Here is a 20,145-nt window from a genome sequence, read left to right on the forward strand (position 1 = left end):
ATTGATAACGAACGTCGGTGACGTTCCCACTGCCCGCAGGCATTACACGATGACCTCCATTTACGGCTCGGCGGGCTGGTTTCTTTAGTGATAGCGATGAAACCGCGGCAGCTGCATCGCAACAAAGCAAACGGGAAGAAAGGAAGCGTTAGAGTTGAATAGAGTGGAGAAAGTGGAGAGAGTAGACAGAGAGAACCATACAAGCCATGATGTATCAGAAGTCAGGAAAAGCATCCTGTGGATTTATTACGTCTTTTTTTTCTCCGTTCTGAATGAATCCGTCTTTAATGTATCTACACCTAATATCGCCAAACAGTTCACGTTAGACCCGTCCGATGTCAGTTGGGTCGTGACGATCTTTTTCATCGTCTTCGGCGTGGGGATGGTTGTGTTCGGAAAATTGTCCGATATCTTCAGCATTAGGAAACTGATTACGATCGGAATTGTCCTTTACAGCGCAGGGTCGGTTATCGGCTTTGCCCTTCAGGCGTGGTACCCCGCCGTCGTTGTGGCCAGGGCGATCCAAGGAGCAGGCTGTGCGGCGATCCCGTCGCTCGTCTTCGTGATCGTTGCCCGATATTTCTCGGCGGAAGAACGGGGCAAGATTTTCGGAATCATCACTTCGACCGGTTCTTTCGCGATCGGAATCGGGCCGGTACTTGGCGGTTTTATTGCTGGATCGTTCCAATGGGCTTATCTGTTTCTCATACCACTTCCCATCGTTGCAGCCATTCCTTTCTTCCTGAAATATTTTCCGAAAGAGGAGCGCAAAGCGGGCAGTTTGGACATCATTGGAGGGGTGCTGCTCAGCATTACAGTATCTACTCTGATCCTTTTTACCATTGAAGGGCATTGGCTTTACTTGGCTGGGACTTTGTTCGGACTATTCCTTTTCATTGTTCAAATCCGCCGGGCAAAAGAACCGTTTGTCGATCCTTCCTTGTTCGCGAACTCGCGATATCGGAACGGTCTCGTGATCGGTTTTCTCATTTTCGGATCCGTACTCTCAGTTTTGTTCGTCATCCCGATCATGCTTAATAAAACGTACGGTCTCGACGCAGATATCATCGGTTTTGTCTTGTTTCCTGGAGCTTTCAGCGCAATTCTTTTCGGCAAAGTTGCCGGTAATCTGACTGTCAAAAAAGGGAGCCACTTCGTTAATTATTTGGGACTATGTTTGCTCGCGGTCAGTTTTCTGCTGCAATCTTCCGTCATTGGGCTTTGGGTAGGGTACATTGGTGTCGCCCTCATCTTGATGTACATCGGATTCTCCTTCGTACAGACGGCGTTGGCGGAGAGCGTTACGAAAATTTTGCCCGTTCAACAAATCGGCGTCGGGATGGGTTTTTTTAATATGACATCAACCATTTCGGGGGCTGTCATCACGGCTCTTGTAGCCAAAATCCTGGAAGAAAAGCTGCTTGCATTTCCTCTGCATCCGCTCCTTACGGAATCAAGTTCTTACTTGTACGGCAATTTGCTTCTCATCCTTAGTTTCATTGTTGTGGCTAGCGCACTGTTATATCTCAACACATTCGGCAGAAAATCTCCGCAGCCTCACAACGATTGATCGAAACTATAGAGCGTAGATGTTCGCTTTTGATAAAAACAGTAAACAAAGGAGAATTATGATGAATAGCCAAAAATTATTAAATCAACTTGAAGTGATTCGAACGATAACGATTAAAACCATTGATTCCATTACAGATGAGATCGCGGATGAAATGCCGACAGGGTATAAAAACACCATCCGTTGGCATCTCGGACATATCGCTGCTTTTACCGATCTTTTTCTGAATAATTTTGTGGGTTTGTCCTTTTATTTGTCCGAAGAGCATTTAGCCATGTTCAAATCCGGGTCAAAACCTTCGGATTGGCAAGTGCAACCCCCAAGTTTGGAGCAGTTGGCATCCTTGCTAAAAGGGCAAATGGAGCATATTAAATCGCAACTCGGAACTCGGAATTTTGAAGAAAAAGCAAACAACTATTTGAGCTTGTTCGGCAATGAAATGGATTCTATCGGAGAAATTTTGAATTTTTGCCTTTATCATGAAGGGTTACATCAGGGGCATATAAAATGTCGTACTAATTCAAGTCCAATAAAAAGCGCATTAAAATAACTCGATGATTTACCATTGTAAGGTTCACATTAAATAGAAAAGGCCGTCCCGCAAATGAGGGAAGTGGAATTGATTGAATGAAATTAACCGTTTCTAAGTTTGTATGGAACAAAATAAAAGACACACAAGGAGTTATGTAATATGAAATGGATTCTACGAATTATTCAGGGATTGTTAGTTGTCGGTTTTATTATGTTTGGCATTATGAAAATATCAGGGAATGCACAACAAGTTGAACTGTTTACAGAAGACTTTGGCTATGCAAAAGGCTTAATGTATTTTGTTGGAGCCTGTGAAGTATTGGGTGCACTCGGATTAGCAGTCGGGTTTAAAAAGCCCAAATTCACTTTTCTTGCATCGTTAGGGCTCGTGTTACTGATGGCAGGCGCCGTGTTTTCCCATTTAAATGCAGGTCAAGGTATCTCAGATGCAGCAGCAGCAAGCATTCTTCTAATTTTGAGCTTATTGGTCTTGATTAGAAGTAGATCGACTATCAAATCAGCTGATAAATAGGTGTACTAAAGAACCTTCTCTGCGATCAGTTTTAGCGAAGGGTTGCAGACCTAGGAGAACTACCGATCTGCCCCAGCTATTGGAAATTACACCACCCATACAAAGAGGTCAACCAGTAAAATCTGGTTGACCTCATAATACGACGGAGAACTATAGCATAATAAGCAGAAGCAGATGCCGCGGCAGCTGCTTTTTGCTTTTATTCATGTTGAGTATTATACCAAATAGCAGTAATTAATAAGAAAGAAGAGTGTCATAATCTTTTGGCATATGCACTTCATTATTCCAAGCAATTGCAATATATCCAAAAATCAATCAATAAATCTATCAATTGATATTGAAAAAGGAAAATGCTATCCCTTGTATGGTATCAATTTAAGAAATATTTACTTATCCATATTGAAGCAGAGTTTTCTCAATTGTTCTATGACGCTTTTAAGCTCATTTTCTTTCTTCAAAAACTGAAGCATGGCAAGGATTAGTACCGATCGAGGCTGATCTCGCTCTACTTCTTCCTGGAGTATAACGAGCGCTTCATGCAGTTCTGTTTTGTGATGGTTTGTTATTGTCAATTCTTTTAGGGTAGAGAAAAGAAGTTCGAACAGCTTATATCTTTGTTCAACTACAGAAACAGAGTTGCCCTTATAAGCTGAATCTACATAATTATCCATTATCGTATTTTGTAAAATTGCTTTTGGTTTCTTATTCAGGACGCCGACAACGACCTCCTCCAAGAGCTCCACAATAAATAAAGAAACATCTTTTATATTTAACGGCCTGTTATCAAAAATTATTAAGAATAAATACTCTTTAACGATCCCATTGTAAATCGACACAAGGTCCCATATATTAAGTTCTATTTCTTTACCAAACCTACGAGTCAAGGCATCCTTATTCATATTTAATATATTAGCTCGTTGACTAAGCAGAATAGAGGCAATTTTTCCTTCACTCGCTTGCATTTCAAAAGTATTCTTCACTATAAAATTATTCTCAATAAAAAAATATAATTGACATTCGGTTTCACGAATGAAAATCTCTCTTAAGGTAAGTGCTGGGTCCGATCTAATCTCTTCCATTTTTTCGAAAAGGCTATTCTGTTTGGAGTGATGCACTTCTACGAATAAATCCTCTTTAGAAGGGAAAAATCTGTATAGCGATCCTTTTGCGATTTTGCAATCATCTGCGATATCCTGGATCGAGGTAGCAAGATAGCCTTTTTCCGAAAAAAAACGTTCAGCAGAATCCATGATATTTTGTTTGACTATACTCAATCTACTTCCTCTTTTCAAAAAAAAATTGACATTCTTCAAAAACTAGATACAATTAAGCACATGATGACTCATTGGTTTTTCCGGAAAACCACCGGTCACTGTATGTGATGTATGCTTAATCATCAAGCCATAGAAGAGAGGAACATTCATATGTCTACACAATCAGCTGAGAAAATAGCATCTTCACAAGAGTTTTCGGTAAAAACAATTATCGCTCCACTTCTTGCCGTAATGATTGGTATGATTATGGTTCTTCTAGACACTACAATTATGAATGTCGCTATCCCAAGTTTACAAAAATATTTTAACAGTTCATTAGAAACAATTCAATGGACCATCACCGGTTATACTCTTGCGCTAGCTACGATTATCCCTTTAGCTGGTTGGATGACAGATAAATTTGGAGCCAAGCGAATTTTCCTTATTACGATTACTCTGTTTACTATTGGTTCAGTCCTTTGCGCCTTCGCCCAAACTCCTGAACTGCTAATATTTTACCGTATCATACAAGGTCTTGGTGGTGGAATGGTAACACCCATTGGTATGGCAATGGCTTTTAAAATGGCCCCCCCCGATAAAAGAGGAGCCGTTATGGGGATGCTTGGTATACCTATGCTAATTGCCCCCGCTACTGGTCCTTTGCTTTCTGGATGGTTAATAGGAATAGCATCCTGGCATTGGATTTTCCTAATCAATTTACCTATTGGAATCGCTGCGGTGATCGTAGGTCTTAAACTTCTGCCCAATCAGCAGCGTGGTAAAGCACCTGCCCTCGATATTCTAGGAATGATTCTTGCCCCGATTGCCTTTTCCATGCTGACTTATGGAGTGAGTGAGGGGGGGAGAGGCTGGAGCTCTACTGGTGCATTAACGGGATTGATTATTGGGGGTGTCACACTTCTTCTATTCATTTTCGTAGAGTTGCGTCATAAACAACCACTGCTGGAGCTACGAGCATTTAAATCATCTGATTTTACTCGCGGTATTATTATAACTTGGGCTTTGCAAGCCTCCATGATTGGGACTATTCTCTTAAATCCCTTATTCCAACAAAGCGTATTAGGTCGAACACCCCTGGTAAGTGCGGCAATCTCCCTCCCCATTTCTTTCGGAGGTCTACTATTTACACCATTCGCGGGGAGATTATCTGATAAAATTGGCGCCCGGCCACTTGTGTTTAGCGGTTTGAGCCTTATGGCCATTGCTCTATTCTTACTTTCTGGTGTAAACATCAATACCGGAGTAGCTACGTTAATGATTCTACTTTTTATGGTGGGATGCGGGATGGCCTTATCCATGATGCCCTTAAATGCGCATGTTTTAAAGTCTGCTCCGCGTGAACTGGTAAGCCGAGTAACACCTTTAACATCAGCTTCTATACAAGTTGTGAATTCATTTGCCATTGCTGCTTTAACCGGACACTTATCTTCACGAATAAGTGATCGTATGGTAAATGCTGGTGAACATGCCGAAATTTTAAAAAACAAAGCTTTAGCTTTTGGTGACACGTTTTTAATTATAGCCTGCATTGCCACGGCTGGTGCGATTTTAAGTTTAATTCTTCGTAAGCCCCACATCAAATAAGGAGAAGAATTGGCAGCAGCATAAGGTAAGAGCGATTATTTATTATAAATTTTGAAAGTTTGATCATTATTAAAGTGAAATTACCAATGAGAGGGAGATATTTAATATGAACGCAGCTATTTTAGTAATTGGAGCTACAGGAACAATAGGCAAAGAATTGGTGAAACTTCTGGCGAAGAACGGTCATAAAACACGTGTTACCGTTCGTCCGACAAGCAACACAATCGAACTGCAAGCATTGGGAGTCGAATTAGTTCAAGCTGATTTAAACGATGTCGACTCACTAGTAAGAGCTATGAACGGCATCCAAAAAGTATTTTTTGCAACACCACTTGTTCCGAATATGGTAGAACTTTCTTCTTCGATTATACGTGCAGCTAAAAAAGCCGGTGTGAAGCACTTTGTTAAGTTATCGGGTGGAGGGGCTGAATTGGATACATTGGCCAAGTGGCATAATACAGTAGAAAAAGAAATGGAACAATCCGGTATAGCTTATACGTTCTTGCGGCCTAATACTTTTATGCAAAACTTAGTCAAATTCAACTCGCATACCATTCGTGATCACGGAGCCTTCTATGCGCCTCATGGCGATGGAAAAGCGGCTTACATTGATTCCCGCGACATAGCCCTGGTCGCTTATAGGGTCTTAACGGAAGAAGGCCACGAGAACAAAGCATACTACTTGTCGGGGCCAGAAGCGCTATCCAGTGCCGAAATAGCGGATATTCTTTCTTCAGTAACCGGTAATGCAATTAAGTTCGTAGATGTACCAGTTGAAGCTGCTCGTGCTTCTATGCTAAAAACAGGCATGCCTGCTGAAATCGTCGAAGGCTTGTTAGAACATTATCAAATTATGAAATTAGGACACACCGCAAAAGTTTCCAGTACGGTAGAAGAAATAACAGGACAAAAAGCAACCTCTTTTGAGACTTTTGCTCAAGAAAATAAGGAAGCATTTATTGGTTAATTATATAGTTTAAAGTATAAAGGGCTGTCTAAAATAAATCGTTACCCGACCACAATAAGGTCGGGTCTTTTAATGTTATTAAGTAAAAGCGTATACAACTAAAAGGAAAGTTAGAACCTGCCTAAGGTGCTCGGTGAATTATGTACGTATAGTCCGCTTCAATCGCCGATTGAAGGAAGAAAAAGAATCGAACTATTGGCTTTACCCCTTATTGAAGTCTATTTCGCCAAGAACTTTACCGTAATTGAGTTCGAGATCGCTGTATGTGCCGTGGCCATGTTTAGTGAGGATAGGAATACGTTTTGGAGGACCTTCCCAGTTGTAGGCACTGAAAAAGATTTTCATCGATTCATCAAGCTCCTGCGCAGTCGGCAAATCGTGACGAATATTCACAAGATGCTTGATTTCGGTAATAGCTCGTTTATCAAAGGAAGCCACACGTTGTGCGAATCGTTCTACGAAATTTTCAAACTCGGCATCTGGGATCGCACGGTTTACCCAACCGTAACGCTCGGCCGTGGCAGCATCGTAATCGTCAGCGCTAAGCGCGATTTCCAGTGCGCGAGCTCGGCCAACGACTCTTGGGAGTTGTTCTAGGCCGCCACCGCCAGGGAACAGTCCGAGTCCGATTTCAAATTGACTTAGAATTGCTTTTTCCAAGCTGGCGAAACGAATATCTGTCGCAAGAATGAATTCCGATCCGATACCGCGTGCTCGCCCACGGATGGCGGAAATTGTCACAACAGGGAGTTTTGACAGTTGAGAAGCAAAATGAGCCCACGGCAGCATCCCGTCTGGACGAGGGGTCAGCAGGTTTTTCGTTCCTGCAGCCGGGGTGAAGTGTGCAATAAAGAACTCTGGATTTGCGCTGTCAAAAACGATGACTTTAAGCTCTTGATCAGCCTCAGCCAGTTCCAAAAGCTTCATATACTCAGGGATTGTGTTATCATCAATCATATTTAGAGGCGGATTGTTAAAAGTAACTCTCCAATAGTTAGCGTTTTTACGTTCGATCGTTAGCTGCGTTAATTCGGACATCGTTCATACACTCCTAATGAATTTTTGATTAAGGTAAACTTGGATGAGGCGAAGGAAGGATTGAATCGCAACTAACTTTCCCTGAGACGATAGATGGTATTCTAAATTCTATAGATAGCTGTAAAAAGTAAAAGCAAAAGCCCTCGTCAAGGGGCTTTTGGCTGTTCGGATCGGCTCATCCTATTTCGGGTGCTGCCGATCATCCACAGCAGTAGTGGGATACCGATTAGGAAAATCGGGAAGGCGACATCTTTCCAGATGTGGGGGAATGTCACTTGGGATTCGTCTACGTTTCGCGGGTACAGGGCGACGGCGAAGACGAGAATGCCGATGATCCAAAGCATGTTCCGCCAATTTCGGACATGAAACAATTGAGCCGTTCCGTAGCTCGTCATGAATATGTATAGGCATACTTTGATGAAAATACTGAAGCTCGTACCGACGACCAGCAAAATATCGAGGTTTTGAATAAATTCCATGAAGGAAATGTATTGACTGACGGTATATACGGGGTATTGCAGTTTGGCAGGAACGGTGTTGCCCAGCATCATCAACACGTCGGCGACGCCGTTCAAAAGGATGAACCCGGCGATTCCAACCCCCCACAAAGCGGAGGATACCGCCTTCCTTTTATCCGCAAGAAAGGCGACCAACATCACGATCAAAACCGATTCGCTCATGAAAGAAGCCGCCGGTAAGCTCCCTTTTAATACCTGCATCCAGCCTGCGGTGGGCATGAGCGGAAGCAGACGCTCTGGGTGCAAATCTTTAATACTTAGGAACCTAAACAATAGGATATTAAAGACGATAATAGGTCCGATGACTTCGCTGCAACGTCCGACGATATGGATGCCTCCGTGTACCGCGTATATAATGACTAACAATATGAACAGGACGATAACCCATAATGGAGTCGCCGAGAACAAGGCTAAATGAACGAAATCCGCATATTGGCGCAGGATGATGCCAGCTACGGTAATCCACAGAAGCAGGTACGCGAAGATGATCGTCTTGCCCACCCATTTGCCTAAAATTTTCGGGACGTATTCGATGAACGTTTCCTCTGGATAGAGAAGGCTTAGCTTGGTCGCGATATAGGTAACCAGTATGGACACCACACTAGCCAAGAGCAATGCCATCGGTGCGCCTTGTTTGGCTTCTTTGAACGTCGGGCCGATCGTTAACATTAAAGTCATACCAATCTCCATCGAAAACAACAGCCAAAACAATTGATATTTCGTCAGCTTCATTTCAAGCTCCTTACGATTTATTCTTTGTGGGGAGTCTGCCCATGGAGTCCAATTCTTTTGATCTTCACGCGCGAACGAATGGTAATTTTTGCATCGGAAAATGCTTGCTCCCATCGGGAACTCAAATCTACCCACTCTCCGGGATGCTGTCGACTAATCGTTTGTCCGAAATGGAACACATCGACTTTGAACTGCTTTTGCGCTCTTTGAATCACATTCAAAGTGGCTGTCTCGACATGACGGTTCAACTCAGCTTCATATTTTCGCAGATGAGCGATATTTCGAGGATCTAATGTCGTATTGCTCTCCAGAACGCTGGCATTGCCTTTCAATTCGACGTCAATTTCCACTCGGCCGCCTGCGACTTTGGTCCGCACCTTGCATCCTGGTTGTTTGATAGTAACGCTGTACGCTCCTTTTCCGTTCGACATGGACGTCGTGATCTGTAAGGTTTCCGTTTCACCAATTACCCATAACCGATAAGCGGATTCCAACCGATCGTAATAGCCGGCCAATTGCTGTTTACGGTTAAGAATCGCGCGACCGTAAATATGAAACGTTTTTTTTTGGAGTTTCGCATCATATTGGATTTCAACGGCAGGAAGTGTTGAACCGCTTCCTTCAACGTTTTGCTCGACTAATAATTCCAATAACGAATTGCCGGTTTGCTTGCCAATAATTCGCCTTAATTTTGAAAGGGCAATAACGGGCATATTCTCGAGCGGATAGGACATTTGCATAAACTCGAGGGCGGTCCCCCCTTTTACGACCCAAATATCCGATTTGAGCCGGCTGTCGGGATCACGGGTCGTCGAGTCTATCAGGTTCGAGATGCCGGCCTTCGCCATCACTTCTCCTAAGTAGATGTTATGGCGATGCCCACGGGTTATTCTTCGCGACAACTTGATCTGCAAGTCTAAGAGGCAGTCAGACACAGTCTTTCCGACCCCCGTCTCGATAAAGTATGTTTGTTTCTCTTTGCCGCCGGCTTCTCCGGATTTCGTCGGAATCATGAATTGTCCGATTAGCAATGATTTTCCGTCCTCGAGCCAATCGACACCGGAACCCAACTCGAATGCTCGGTCGTTCAATTCGCGGCGATCCCAGCATCCGGTTAACAGTAGCAGGATAATGATGGCCGCCAGCAAGCCAGGTCGTTTGCTTCGCATATTACCTCCGTGTAGGCCTTCTGAGAATCGAGAATTTAAATGAAATCATTTTCCGCCATGGAGCGCGAATGAGAACGTCCTTGATTTGGTCCGGTTGAAAAGGAGCGATAGGAGTTAAATAAGGGACACCGAACGACTCCAACTTGGCCATGTGAATCAAGATGAGAATCGCCCCCATGGCGATTCCGAACAAGCCAAGCGCTCCCGAAATAAGAAGAAGCGGAAACCGAAGAATGCGGAAGGCGATGCTCATGTTGTAACGGGGGATGGCAAAGGACGCGATCCCGGTTATCGAGACGATAATGACCATCGGCGCTGACACGATTCCTGCCTGGACCGCGGCCTCCCCGATGACCAGGGCGCCGACGATGCTTACGGCGGAGCCGACGGCTTTCGGCAGGCGTACTCCCGCTTCTCGCAAGCCTTCGAACATAAATTCCATCAAAAGGGCTTCGATGACGCCTGGGAACGGAACGCCTTCGCGAGCCGACGTGATGCTCAGTAAAAAGTTCGTCGGAAGCAGCTGCGGATGGAAAGTTGTAATCGCTACATAAGTGGAAGGCAGGAACAAGGACATGGAGAACAGAATAAACCGGGTCCATTTAACCAGTGTGGCATATAGAAACCGCTCGTAATAATCCTCGACGGCTTGAAATGCCGTCCAGAACGTCATCGGAACGAGCAGGGCTTGAGGCGAGCCGTCAGTCAAAATCGCGACCTTCCCTTCCATCAGGTTGGCCGCCACGATATCGGGGCGCTCGGTATTCATGACTTGAGGGAAAGGGCTGAATGATTTGTCTTCAATGAACTCTTCGATATATCCGGAATCAAGCACGATATCCATGTGAATGCCGGACATTCGTTGTTTGACGAGTTCGACTAAGTCCGAACGCGCTTGTCCCTCCACGTAAGCGATGACGACTTTCGTCTTGGAAAACGTACCGAGAACAACAGGTTCAAGCTTTAGTTTTGGCGTTTGAATTCTTCGGCGAATGAGACTCGTATTGGTTTGAAGCGTCTCGGTAAAGCTCTCTCTGGGCCCACGAATGGCCGCCTCGGAGGCCGGCTCTTCGACTCCCCGGTGTTCCCAGCCGGACGTTTCCAAAAGAATCGCTTCCGGTTCACCATCGACGAAGACAGCAAGGAATGCTCCCAAGATTGATTCGGTGATTTCCTGCAACCGGCTTGCGTTTCGGATTGGCCGCACGACCGCAAAATGCTCTTTCAAGATCGGATAGTCGACCGTTTCTTTGTCTCCCGCGCCTGTTTTCTCCACTAGCCATGATTGAAACAACGGCGATTTGAATACGTTCTTATCGATCATTCCGTCGACATAGACCATGAGAATTGCACATTCATCCGACAAATCGACCCGTTGAAAGACGATGTCGAAACAATGCTCGAATATTTGCCGAAGCAACACTTCATTCTCGGCCAAGTCGGCGCTGATCGTTTCCCGGGGATAGGAAACGGGACTCCGCGAGGATATCAAGATCATTCATCTCCCGTACTTTTTCCTATATTATCCTTTGGATGCCTCATTTTTATGCAAGAAGAGAGAAATACGGAAATGTCAAACCTTTAAGTACAAGAATGCATTCGTGGGATTCGTACAGATTCGTCCTGAGCATAGAAATGGAAGCGTATTTGTAATCCCCTCCGGTGCTTACTCTAGTACACAAAAAAAGTACCCACAGTCTGAACACTTTTTCAAAGTGACCAAACTATGGGTACCAGTGCACATTTAAAGCAAGTCCTTTTTGTGTTTGACTATTCGACTCGTTACGGGTTCATGGAAGTACTGTTAAGTAAATTCACTACGGCTGTCTCTCGAACATCTCAGTGCTCTTATCCGAGAAATACGGGACCATTAAAGCGCAGACGAGCGCTAGCAAAATTAATGCAATAAACGTTGCTCCATTAATCTCCTTTACCGATAAGGCCAATATAAGCAAGAGTATTTTTGAAGCATTCAAAAAGCATTCTCGCCATAAAAAAATATGAGCTTGTTGAATGGCTGTTTGCTTAGTAATAATTCTGAATTGTCTAGTGTTCCAAACCGTCCCAAAATAAAACATACCGATGGTTGTTAAAATATTTGAAATGATAAGCAGAGGTGCCTTAGGTAACAATGGCAGAAGAATACCAACCGAAACAAAAATCGTACCGATGACGAGCCAAGTCCCCTCACGGACCTTCATACGCTTATACAAGAACATAGCCCCCATAGCGAAGCAGGCATTTAATACATTCAGTATCGCGATGACCAATTTGTCTTCTGATACGGTAAACGTAAACACTAACGCAAACAATACTTGAAACTGTAAAAATATGCCTGTTGCCATAAAGGACGGAACCATCCATCGCAGAGCATTGCTGGAGAACACTAGCCGAAATTGAATGCCGCGGAATAGTCGTTCCGATTCGCCGGCGAGGGTAATGGAAGGAATATGGTATGAAACTGTCAGTAGTAAAGCGACAAACAACATCAATAATAGAAAGGAGCCAGAGTAACCAATCCATTTGATAATAAGAGCAAAGGCTATCGGATTAACGATTGAGACGATCTGGTTGATAATATTGGCTATCGAGAAATATTGCTCGAAATCCTTCCCTTTCCCATACACGCTCAATGTAATGTTCTGCGTTACGGCATATAATCCCCACATGATTCCGATTGGAATGGCGATAATAGTGATCCATAGGAGTCGGTTATCCAGTTCCAGTATCGATAAAAGCAGGAAAACTATTGCTCCGCAGAACGCATTTATTCGAATCAATACACGGGTCGTGAAGCTGGTGAGCAATCTGTAACCACCCGCAAACCCAAATGTCCAAGTGATGAACATGATAAGATTGAACCACACCACTTCGGAGATACTGTTATTCTTTTCCCATATAAATAAATTGACGAAAATACCAATGTAGTTAAAAATAACGATCGATACTGCATTCATGAGCAGTAATCGCTTCATTTGACCGCTTATAAGCATCTCTTTCAGCCGCCTTCTAGAAGTTAATGCTTATTACCCCTTCACAGCCCCATTGAAAATTCCGCCCACCAAATTTCGCTGAAACAAGATGAAAAACAAAATGGATGGAATCATGATAACCGCAATCCCGGCAAATACAAGGGTATCATTCGATGATCCCTCATGGGAGGTCAGCAGCGTGATGCCTACTTGTACAGTGCGCATTTCCGCCTTGGTAGTAACGAGCAACGGCCATAAGTAAGTGTTCCATACGCCGACGAACGATGACAAGCCAAGCGAAGTTATAATTGGTAAGGAAACGGGGATGCAGATCCTGGCATAGAACCAGAAGTCGCCGCAGCCATCCAGGAACGCGGCTTCCCGCAACGTGCCCGACACCGTTTTGAAGTATTGCCGAAACATGAATACCTGAGTGGCGGATACGAAGAACACAATCATAATGCCAAGGTAGCTGTTTAACAGATGCAGTTTGCTGACAGTAATGAAGTTAGAGATCAGCAAGGCTTCCGACGGGGTCATCATTGTGCCAAGAATAAAGAAAAATAAGAAATTGCTTCCTGGAAACTTTAAAAAGGCAAAGGCGTAGGCAGCCAAGCTGGATAGGATGATTCGTACGACTGTAACGACAAGCGCTATGAAGAATGAATTCCACATGAAGCGCAAAATTTGGGTTTTGAACAAAACGGTCCGGAAATTGTCCAAATATGCAAAGCTATGTGGCAAGATCGAAGGTGGAAACGTGCCGAACTCGCTTTGGGTTTTGAATCCGGCCATGATTGCGTAAAATATTGGAAATGCTACGATTAAACCGAGCATCAGTTTGAGGAAAGCTGTTATGTACGATTTCAAATTTCGACTGTACGTCATTCGTACACCACCCCTTTTTTCTCATACAGAAAGTTGATCAACAGGAAGATAAACGTGAGGATAAAGGCACAAATACTTGCTGTGCTTGCGAGTGAGTAATTAATGCTTCGAAACCCGGATGTGTAAATATAATAAATTAGAGTCGACGTAGCGCCAAGCGGACCACCCTTCGTTAAGATCATAACAGGGGCGACCATGGTTAACCCGACAATGATCTGCGTACATATAACAAAGAATAAGGTAGGCGATATCAGAGGAAACGTAATACGGAACGTTTTCTTCCAATAACTGGCGCCGTCCATTTCGGCCGATTCCAACAAATCCTGCGGAACATTGCGCACCGCAGCCAGCATAAGAAGGAAGTCGAACCCTATGTGGGTCCAGACCATCGGGATTACAAGGGAAGGGAGCGCCCATATCTGGTCGTGCAGCCAATTTATATCTGTTGTATTCTGCATGAAGCCGAGTAGGTTTAGCAAGTAATTCAAGAGTCCGGTACGACTAAAAAATTGTTCGAATATTAAACAAGTCACCGCCATGGAAACACCCATTGGAATGCTATACAGCAGCTGATTGGTTCTCGCAAACAGACTCTTCGGAGCTGCAATTAGTGCTAGCAGCAATGGACAGATAATGGCAAGCGGAACATACATAGCCGTAAACTTTAACGTAACAAGCAGCGCGTTTACAAAATCCTGCCTCCCGAACAGGTTCATATAATTATCCAATCCGACGAACCTAATTATTTTGCCTTGTGCATTGACACTGGATAAGCTGTAGATGAAGGTGCGCAAGAATGGAAAGTAGTCGAATACGAGGATAAACGGGATGATTGGCAGGATGAACAAATAGGCCTTCAACATATCTTTTCTGCGCTTGCTCTTTCTAGTAACCGTGTGGGACAATGATGGAATACTACTGCTAATTGGTGAAGACACAAATTTGGCCATGAGACGAGAACCCTCCGAACATTTTTAATAGGCAATCAAAGGCCAACCAAATTTGGAACGTTCCAAAATCAGTTTGCAGCCATCCGATTTTCAACCAATTTGACATTTAAACCAATGATGGACCAATAAACAAAGCAGCCTGGCAACACTAGATTATATTACATCACACTAAAAAAAGTTGTCAATTGGACGGGCGAGATTTAACATGGAGTTGACCCTCAGTTAACAATTCGCATGAGTGGGTAGTATATATTGTAAATAGTTCTTAATAGCTGGATATTGGATGGGAGACTTTTATGGGTGTCACGATTATGGATATAGCCATGGAGGCTGGTGTGTCCAAAAGCACAGTTTCATTGGTCATTAACGGGAGTAATCTAGTTAAACTGGAAACTAGATACAAGGTACTGCAAGCCATCCACAAACTAGGCTATGTACCTAATATGGTTGCGAGGGCACTGACTACAAGCAAAAAAGGGACATTCGGGTTGATCTTTGTAACGTCCGGTGAGGAAAACTTGTCATACGGATTCGATTCGATTCCCGAAACATTGCTTTTCGATGTCAGCTACGGCATTAATGAAGGATTGAAAAATACGGATTACACATTACTTACAGAACGTTTCTCCATGCGTGACAAGCTGCCAAACATTGTCAAGAACAAGCGTGTAGACGGGGTATTTATCATTGGGGGCTTGTTCGACAGTCAATTTATTGAGAGTCTCCGAAATGAAAATATTTACGTCGTCATTATCGGCCGTACTTATGAGGGAGTCGATTCCGTATCCGTCAATGCGTACCAGGTTGGTTATCTTGCCGCCAAGCATTTGCTGGAAAACGGACACGACAATATCGCTTTTGTGAATGGACCTCGAGATAATGTGAATTCCATAGAAAAACTGGCGGGCTTTACGACAGCCTTTAATCAGGACAGCCATCCGGGAGAGAAAAAAATGCATGTTATCCATACTGCATATACGGGCAAGGGCGGCTACGAAGCGATGAGTGAGTTGTGGGAGAAGGGAATTAGGCCTGATGCGGCTTTTGGCGGAAGCGATGGGATCACGATGGGAATTATTCGATATCTGTACAAGCAAGGCGTGCGAATACCTGAAGATATCTCCGTTATGGGTTACGAAGAATCGATCATTAGTGCGCATTCACCATTGGCGTTAACCATCATCGACGGACATAAAAGGCAACTGGGTGAAGCGGCATGCCTTGCAATGCTGAATCGTATGCATAACAAGAATGCCCAAGAAGTTTCTTTAAAGCTGGAACCCACATTAATTGAGCGCAATTCGGTAAGGGATTTACATATTCACCGCCAAATGTAATTTTTTGGCGGTGAAATTCACAATTTATTTACTTCCAGTTAACGAAAATTGGTTTATTCAAAGCAAGCAATAATGATAAGTTGGATAAGAGAGAACGGAAATAAACATCTATCAGAAAAATTTCAACCGTTCCAAAAATAAAAAATGAGTTAGGAGGTCTGACTATGCGCTTGGCAACAATGACAAGTTTGTTTAGAGAACGACGAGAAGAAGACAGGCACATCGGATATGAGGAGTCCATCCAAAGATGTAAAAATGCCGGTTTCTCCGTACTGGACCTCAACATGTGCGCGATGATTCACAATAAAACCGAACTGAACGGTCCGGATTGGGAAGTTGCGCTTTACCGAATTAAAGAAGCAGCTGAGAAGGCAGGTGTTGAATTTTGCCAGTCGCATCCGCCCTACTTGCCTGGGAGCAAGCTATACCCTGCTGGTTCGGAAGAGGAAGCATTCTTTAACGAGATTACCCGCCGTTCTTTAATTGCAAGCAGCGTTCTGGGTGTGAAGGCGGCCGTCTTTCATCCCTTAACGGAAATGAACTTGTATGAGAATAGCATGGAAGCTAATCTCCGGCTGAACCATCAAGTTTATGACCCCATTATGGAGCAAGCTGCGAATTTGAATGTCAATTTGGCATTTGAAAACATGTTCGACGCCAATGGTCATCGGCGTTTTGGAGCTACTGCCGAAGAGTTGATCGAATTGGCGGACTCCTACAACGATCCTCGAGTCGGCGTATGTTGGGATATCGGACACGCTAACAGAGTATATTCAAGTCAGCTTCGCCCGATTCGATTGTTAGGCAAGCGGATTATTGCGTTGCATGTTGATGACAACCAGGGTCTGGCGGATGATCATTTACTTCCTTTCCTCGGGAATATCGACTGGGAATCCATTATGCCGCTATGGAACGAAATTGGGTACAAGGGCGATTTCGTCTACGAGATTAAGATTAATAACGCTATGCCGGAGAAATTGAAGGACTTGACAGCCGGCTTCTCTTATCAGGTCGGACAATATTTACTATCGTTGGCGAACAGCAGCTCCTAAGCGCATTAAGGAGCTAAAAAGAAAACAAATAGGAGTGGAGATCGAATCATGTATAACAAGTTGAGAATTTTATTAATGTTAATCTTATGCTTCTCCGTTATTACAGCATGCTCTACCAAGCAGGAACAAGAATCTACGTCGGGGTCGGGTGCTCTGTCCCAAGAAAGCTTGTTGCCGAGCGCTCCTGTTAATGTTGTTTTTTGGCACTCTATGACGGGTGCAGCCGCGACGAATATTGAAAGCACGGCCAAAGCCTATAATGAAACGGTCGGCAAGGAGAAGGGCATCACGATTACTCCAGTTTTTCAGGGTACCTATGACGAAGCATCAACCAAGCTGGCGGCTGTTCTTCGATCGGGTTCGCAGGAAGAATTACCGGATATTATGCAGCTCAGCTCTAAAGGGATTTTCGATGTGAAGGATTCCAAATATATCGTTCCTGTCCAGAACTTTATCGACCGGGATAAGTCCGGATTGAATGCAAGCGATTTGAACCCGAATGCGTTGCAATACGCTAAGTACAATGACAAAATGCTCGGATTGCCATTCTCGAATTCATCCATCATGTTGTACTATAACAAGAATCATTTCCGCAGCGCAGGACTGGATCCGGAGAATCCACCGAAAACACTGGCGGAGCTGGCAAAAACGGTAGAGGCACTTACCGTGAAAAACGGGGACAAAATCGAGCGCTACGGTATTAGTGCACAACTGCGCTTTTTCTTGCTCGGGACGTGGATTCCAATGCAGGGAGAGAATAAATATATTTTTGACAAGGAAGAAGGGCGCACAGGTACGCCTACCGCAATGACGATGACAAGCGACGGCACGTTGAAAACATTGTTGACCGAATGGCAGAAGGTGCTCTCTACCGGAGGTGCAGAATTTACGGATGCGGCGCCTACGAAAGGATTTCAATCCGGGTTGTATTCCATGATTCCGGCATCTACGGCGTCGATGGGTGGATTTAAGAAGGATATTATCGACGCAGGCTTGTTTGACGTAGGGGTTGCAGAATTGCCGCGCGTTAACGGGGCGAGCACAAGCGGTACCGGTATCGGCGGCTCTGCTGTCTATCTTTTTGACCGGGCTAATAAAGATAGCTTACTGGGAGCATGGGATTACTTGAAATACTTAGCAACCCCAGAGGTGTCAGCGAAATGGTTTATGAACACAGGCTATTATCCGATGAATACCAAAGCTATGGAGTTAACTGAAACGAAGGAATTTTTGGTGAAAAATCCGCAGTTCAATATCATCAAGAAGATTAGCGATAATTCTAAAAATTACAAGAAATATTTGGAGCCATGGATTCCTTCCTTTACGGACGTAGATCGCATCGTGCAGGATGAAATTATTCGCTTCAGCAAAGGCAGTCAAGATGTAGACAAGACGATTGTAAATATTGATACCAAATCCAAACAGATGCTTAATGACTGGCGGCAAGCGAATCCGCAGTAGATGTATGAGAATGTCCGGCACCGAATTATGCAAAGGGTTGGTTCTTTACTTATCTGGCGTTCAATGAGTCTCAATGGGAGTCGAGCATTATGCACAAAGGGCAATTAACTTTTTTTGGCGGGGTAGGTGAATCGGGAGGCGTACAGGTTCTTTACGGAAAAGGTGAACAGGCTGTTTTCTTCGACTTCGGTGTCGAGCACAGCAGCCTGCTGTTCCCCAAACAGCTGACGCTGTACGAGCCGGTAGGAGCAACGCCCGGCCGAGAGCTGCGACAGTTCTTGCTTGGCGGAATGACCGCCCCTCTACTTGAGCTGTACGACCCGAAACATATCAAGAAACTGGATATGGCGATGGTACGTCGTTCTTGGGGAGACAGTGATTTTCCTCATTACGAAGGGATCAGTTTGTTTATCGGACATATGCATACGGATCATATGGCCGTTCTTCCTTATGCCAACCCGGATATTCCCATCTACATAAATCACGACGCTCATTCCCTGTACCGCGGAATGGTTGCGGGGGGCCATTCTCCGGATACTGCGGCACGTATTACGGTGTGCGACGATCTGAGCGTTGTTGATTTCGGCGAATTTACGATGCAGATTGTCGAGATGGACCATAATGCTACTGGGGCGGCGGGTATTATTATAGATGGCGGCGACCACAAAATCGCTTATACGGGAGATTGGCGGACTCAAGGCAAGCATCCGGAGCGGATCGACCGGTTCATCGAGCTTTGCCGTGATAAGCGGATCGACCTGTTAATTACGGAAGGAACGCGTCTTACTGCGGACCAGTCTGCTGTGCTGTCCAACCAAATGACGGAAGTCGAGCTGTTGTCCCGTTATGCCGATATTGTGGATGAAGCGGGAGGACTTATTTACCTGCAAATGTCGCCACGGGATCTGGAGCGAATGGCCGACATGATTGCCATAGCAGTAGAGAAAGGGCGGAAAGTTGTCATGGAGGCTTCCCATGCCCTCATCTGGCATAGGGCAAATCGAGAGTGTCTGCGCATTCTGGAAGGGCATCTCGCGCTTGGCGCGGATATTCAAGTCCTCGACGCGACAATAACGGACAGGATGCAGGTACCTTACAAGACGATTTCCTTGGAGAAAATGGCCGAGCGGAAAAACCAATATGTCTACTTTTATAAATTTCCCGATCTTGCCCATATGATTGAACTGGAAACACTTGGCGATTTACAGGGGCTTTCGCATTTCATTCAATCCGATTATAGCGTTAAGCTCGATCATGCTGATGTGGCGAAATATTTGAAAACTTTCGGAATTACCGGCCATTCGTTGTGCAACGGGGGGCACGCGCATCCAGAAGCTATCGCCGATATGATCGAGCGTGTAGCTCCTAAAACGGTTATTACACTGCACAGCCGCCATCCAAGGTCGCAAAATACGAGAGGAATTAACGCGTATTTTCCGCAAAAGGGAGAGACGGTGACAGTGGCTTCGATCCTTGCTTCCGCCCTCAGCGCCGATAACCGATAATTGAACCGTCTCAGCCCTAGCAAACTTGCTTTACCGAAGTACATATAAGGAAATAAAGACATCTG

The 20,145-nt window shown here is 44.5% G+C and carries 17 protein-coding genes; 9 read left to right on the forward strand and 8 right to left on the reverse strand.

The annotated features are described in order from the left end of the window. Positions 1-163: 163 nt before the first annotated feature. The 3 genes from AC58QO_RS13075 (at position 164) to AC58QO_RS13085 (ending at position 2,633) form a co-directional block, all read left to right on the forward strand. A complete protein-coding gene (locus tag AC58QO_RS13075) occupies positions 164-1,570 on the forward strand; it encodes an MFS transporter (RefSeq protein ID WP_497267476.1) in 1,407 nt (468 codons plus the stop codon). Positions 1,571-1,628: 58 nt separating this feature from the next. Continuing rightward, positions 1,629-2,120 (forward strand): DinB family protein, encoded by a 492-nt coding sequence (locus AC58QO_RS13080; RefSeq protein WP_497266037.1) that lies wholly within the window; start codon positions 1,629-1,631, stop codon positions 2,118-2,120. 141 nt (positions 2,121-2,261) lie between these two features. Next, positions 2,262-2,633 (forward strand): DoxX family protein, encoded by a 372-nt coding sequence (locus AC58QO_RS13085; protein ID WP_497266039.1) that lies wholly within the window; start codon positions 2,262-2,264, stop codon positions 2,631-2,633. Positions 2,634-3,019: 386 nt separating this feature from the next. Here AC58QO_RS13085 and AC58QO_RS13090 read toward each other — a convergent pair whose 3' ends face one another. Beyond that, positions 3,020-3,907, reverse strand: coding sequence for a TetR/AcrR family transcriptional regulator (locus tag AC58QO_RS13090; RefSeq protein WP_497266040.1), 888 nt, complete (start codon positions 3,905-3,907; stop codon positions 3,020-3,022). A 150-nt stretch (positions 3,908-4,057) separates the two neighbouring features. Between AC58QO_RS13090 and AC58QO_RS13095 the strand changes: the two genes are divergently transcribed. Together AC58QO_RS13095 and AC58QO_RS13100 are read left to right on the forward strand one after the other, a co-directional pair. Beyond that, the gene (locus AC58QO_RS13095; protein ID WP_497266041.1) at positions 4,058-5,491 is read left to right on the forward strand and encodes a DHA2 family efflux MFS transporter permease subunit; all 1,434 of its coding nucleotides are present in this window, start codon (positions 4,058-4,060) and stop codon (positions 5,489-5,491) included. Positions 5,492-5,597: 106 nt separating this feature from the next. Continuing rightward, entirely contained in the window at positions 5,598-6,458 is an 861-nt protein-coding gene (locus AC58QO_RS13100; RefSeq protein ID WP_497266043.1) for an SDR family oxidoreductase, read from the forward strand. A gap of 201 nt (positions 6,459-6,659) precedes the next feature. On the opposite strand, the gene AC58QO_RS13105 is transcribed toward AC58QO_RS13100, so the two are convergent. The 7 genes from AC58QO_RS13105 to AC58QO_RS13135 form a co-directional block, all read right to left on the reverse strand. Continuing rightward, positions 6,660-7,496, reverse strand: coding sequence for an enoyl-CoA hydratase/isomerase family protein (locus AC58QO_RS13105; RefSeq protein ID WP_497266045.1), 837 nt, complete (start codon positions 7,494-7,496; stop codon positions 6,660-6,662). A gap of 146 nt (positions 7,497-7,642) precedes the next feature. Next, positions 7,643-8,746 (reverse strand): GerAB/ArcD/ProY family transporter, encoded by a 1,104-nt coding sequence (locus tag AC58QO_RS13110; protein ID WP_497266047.1) that lies wholly within the window; start codon positions 8,744-8,746, stop codon positions 7,643-7,645. A gap of 17 nt (positions 8,747-8,763) precedes the next feature. Next, complete coding sequence (locus AC58QO_RS13115; RefSeq protein WP_497266049.1) at positions 8,764-9,915, reverse strand: Ger(x)C family spore germination protein; 1,152 nt, start codon at positions 9,913-9,915, stop codon at positions 8,764-8,766. A gap of 1 nt (position 9,916) precedes the next feature. Further along, positions 9,917-11,407 carry a spore germination protein gene (locus AC58QO_RS13120; protein ID WP_497266050.1) on the reverse strand — a complete coding sequence of 497 codons (1,491 nt, stop codon included), beginning with the start codon at positions 11,405-11,407 and terminating at the stop codon, positions 9,917-9,919. 325 nt (positions 11,408-11,732) lie between these two features. Continuing rightward, complete coding sequence (locus tag AC58QO_RS13125; RefSeq protein WP_497266052.1) at positions 11,733-12,908, reverse strand: MFS transporter; 1,176 nt, start codon at positions 12,906-12,908, stop codon at positions 11,733-11,735. A gap of 33 nt (positions 12,909-12,941) precedes the next feature. Beyond that, a complete protein-coding gene (locus AC58QO_RS13130; RefSeq protein ID WP_497266054.1) occupies positions 12,942-13,775 on the reverse strand; it encodes a carbohydrate ABC transporter permease in 834 nt (277 codons plus the stop codon). After that, entirely contained in the window at positions 13,772-14,725 is a 954-nt protein-coding gene (locus AC58QO_RS13135) for a carbohydrate ABC transporter permease (protein ID WP_497266056.1), read from the reverse strand. Before AC58QO_RS13135 ends, AC58QO_RS13130 begins: the two co-directional genes overlap by 4 nt. A 296-nt stretch (positions 14,726-15,021) precedes the next feature. Between AC58QO_RS13135 and AC58QO_RS13140 the strand changes: the two genes are divergently transcribed. The 4 genes from AC58QO_RS13140 to AC58QO_RS13155 all read left to right on the forward strand — a co-directional run bounded on the left by AC58QO_RS13140 (position 15,022) and on the right by AC58QO_RS13155 (position 20,080). Further along, positions 15,022-16,062, forward strand: a complete 1,041-nt coding sequence (locus AC58QO_RS13140; RefSeq protein WP_497266058.1) for a LacI family DNA-binding transcriptional regulator — start codon at positions 15,022-15,024, stop codon at positions 16,060-16,062. A 164-nt stretch (positions 16,063-16,226) separates the two neighbouring features. After that, positions 16,227-17,114, forward strand: coding sequence for a sugar phosphate isomerase/epimerase family protein (locus tag AC58QO_RS13145; protein WP_497266060.1), 888 nt, complete (start codon positions 16,227-16,229; stop codon positions 17,112-17,114). Positions 17,115-17,162: 48 nt separating this feature from the next. After that, the gene (locus AC58QO_RS13150) at positions 17,163-18,575 is read left to right on the forward strand and encodes an ABC transporter substrate-binding protein (protein WP_497266062.1); all 1,413 of its coding nucleotides are present in this window, start codon (positions 17,163-17,165) and stop codon (positions 18,573-18,575) included. A gap of 89 nt (positions 18,576-18,664) precedes the next feature. After that, on the forward strand, positions 18,665-20,080 hold the full coding sequence (locus AC58QO_RS13155; protein ID WP_497266063.1) for an MBL fold metallo-hydrolase: 1,416 nt from the start codon (positions 18,665-18,667) through the stop codon (positions 20,078-20,080). The last annotated feature ends 65 nt before the right edge of the window (positions 20,081-20,145 follow it).

It is taken from the genome of Paenibacillus sp. J31R30 (assembly GCF_059692115.1).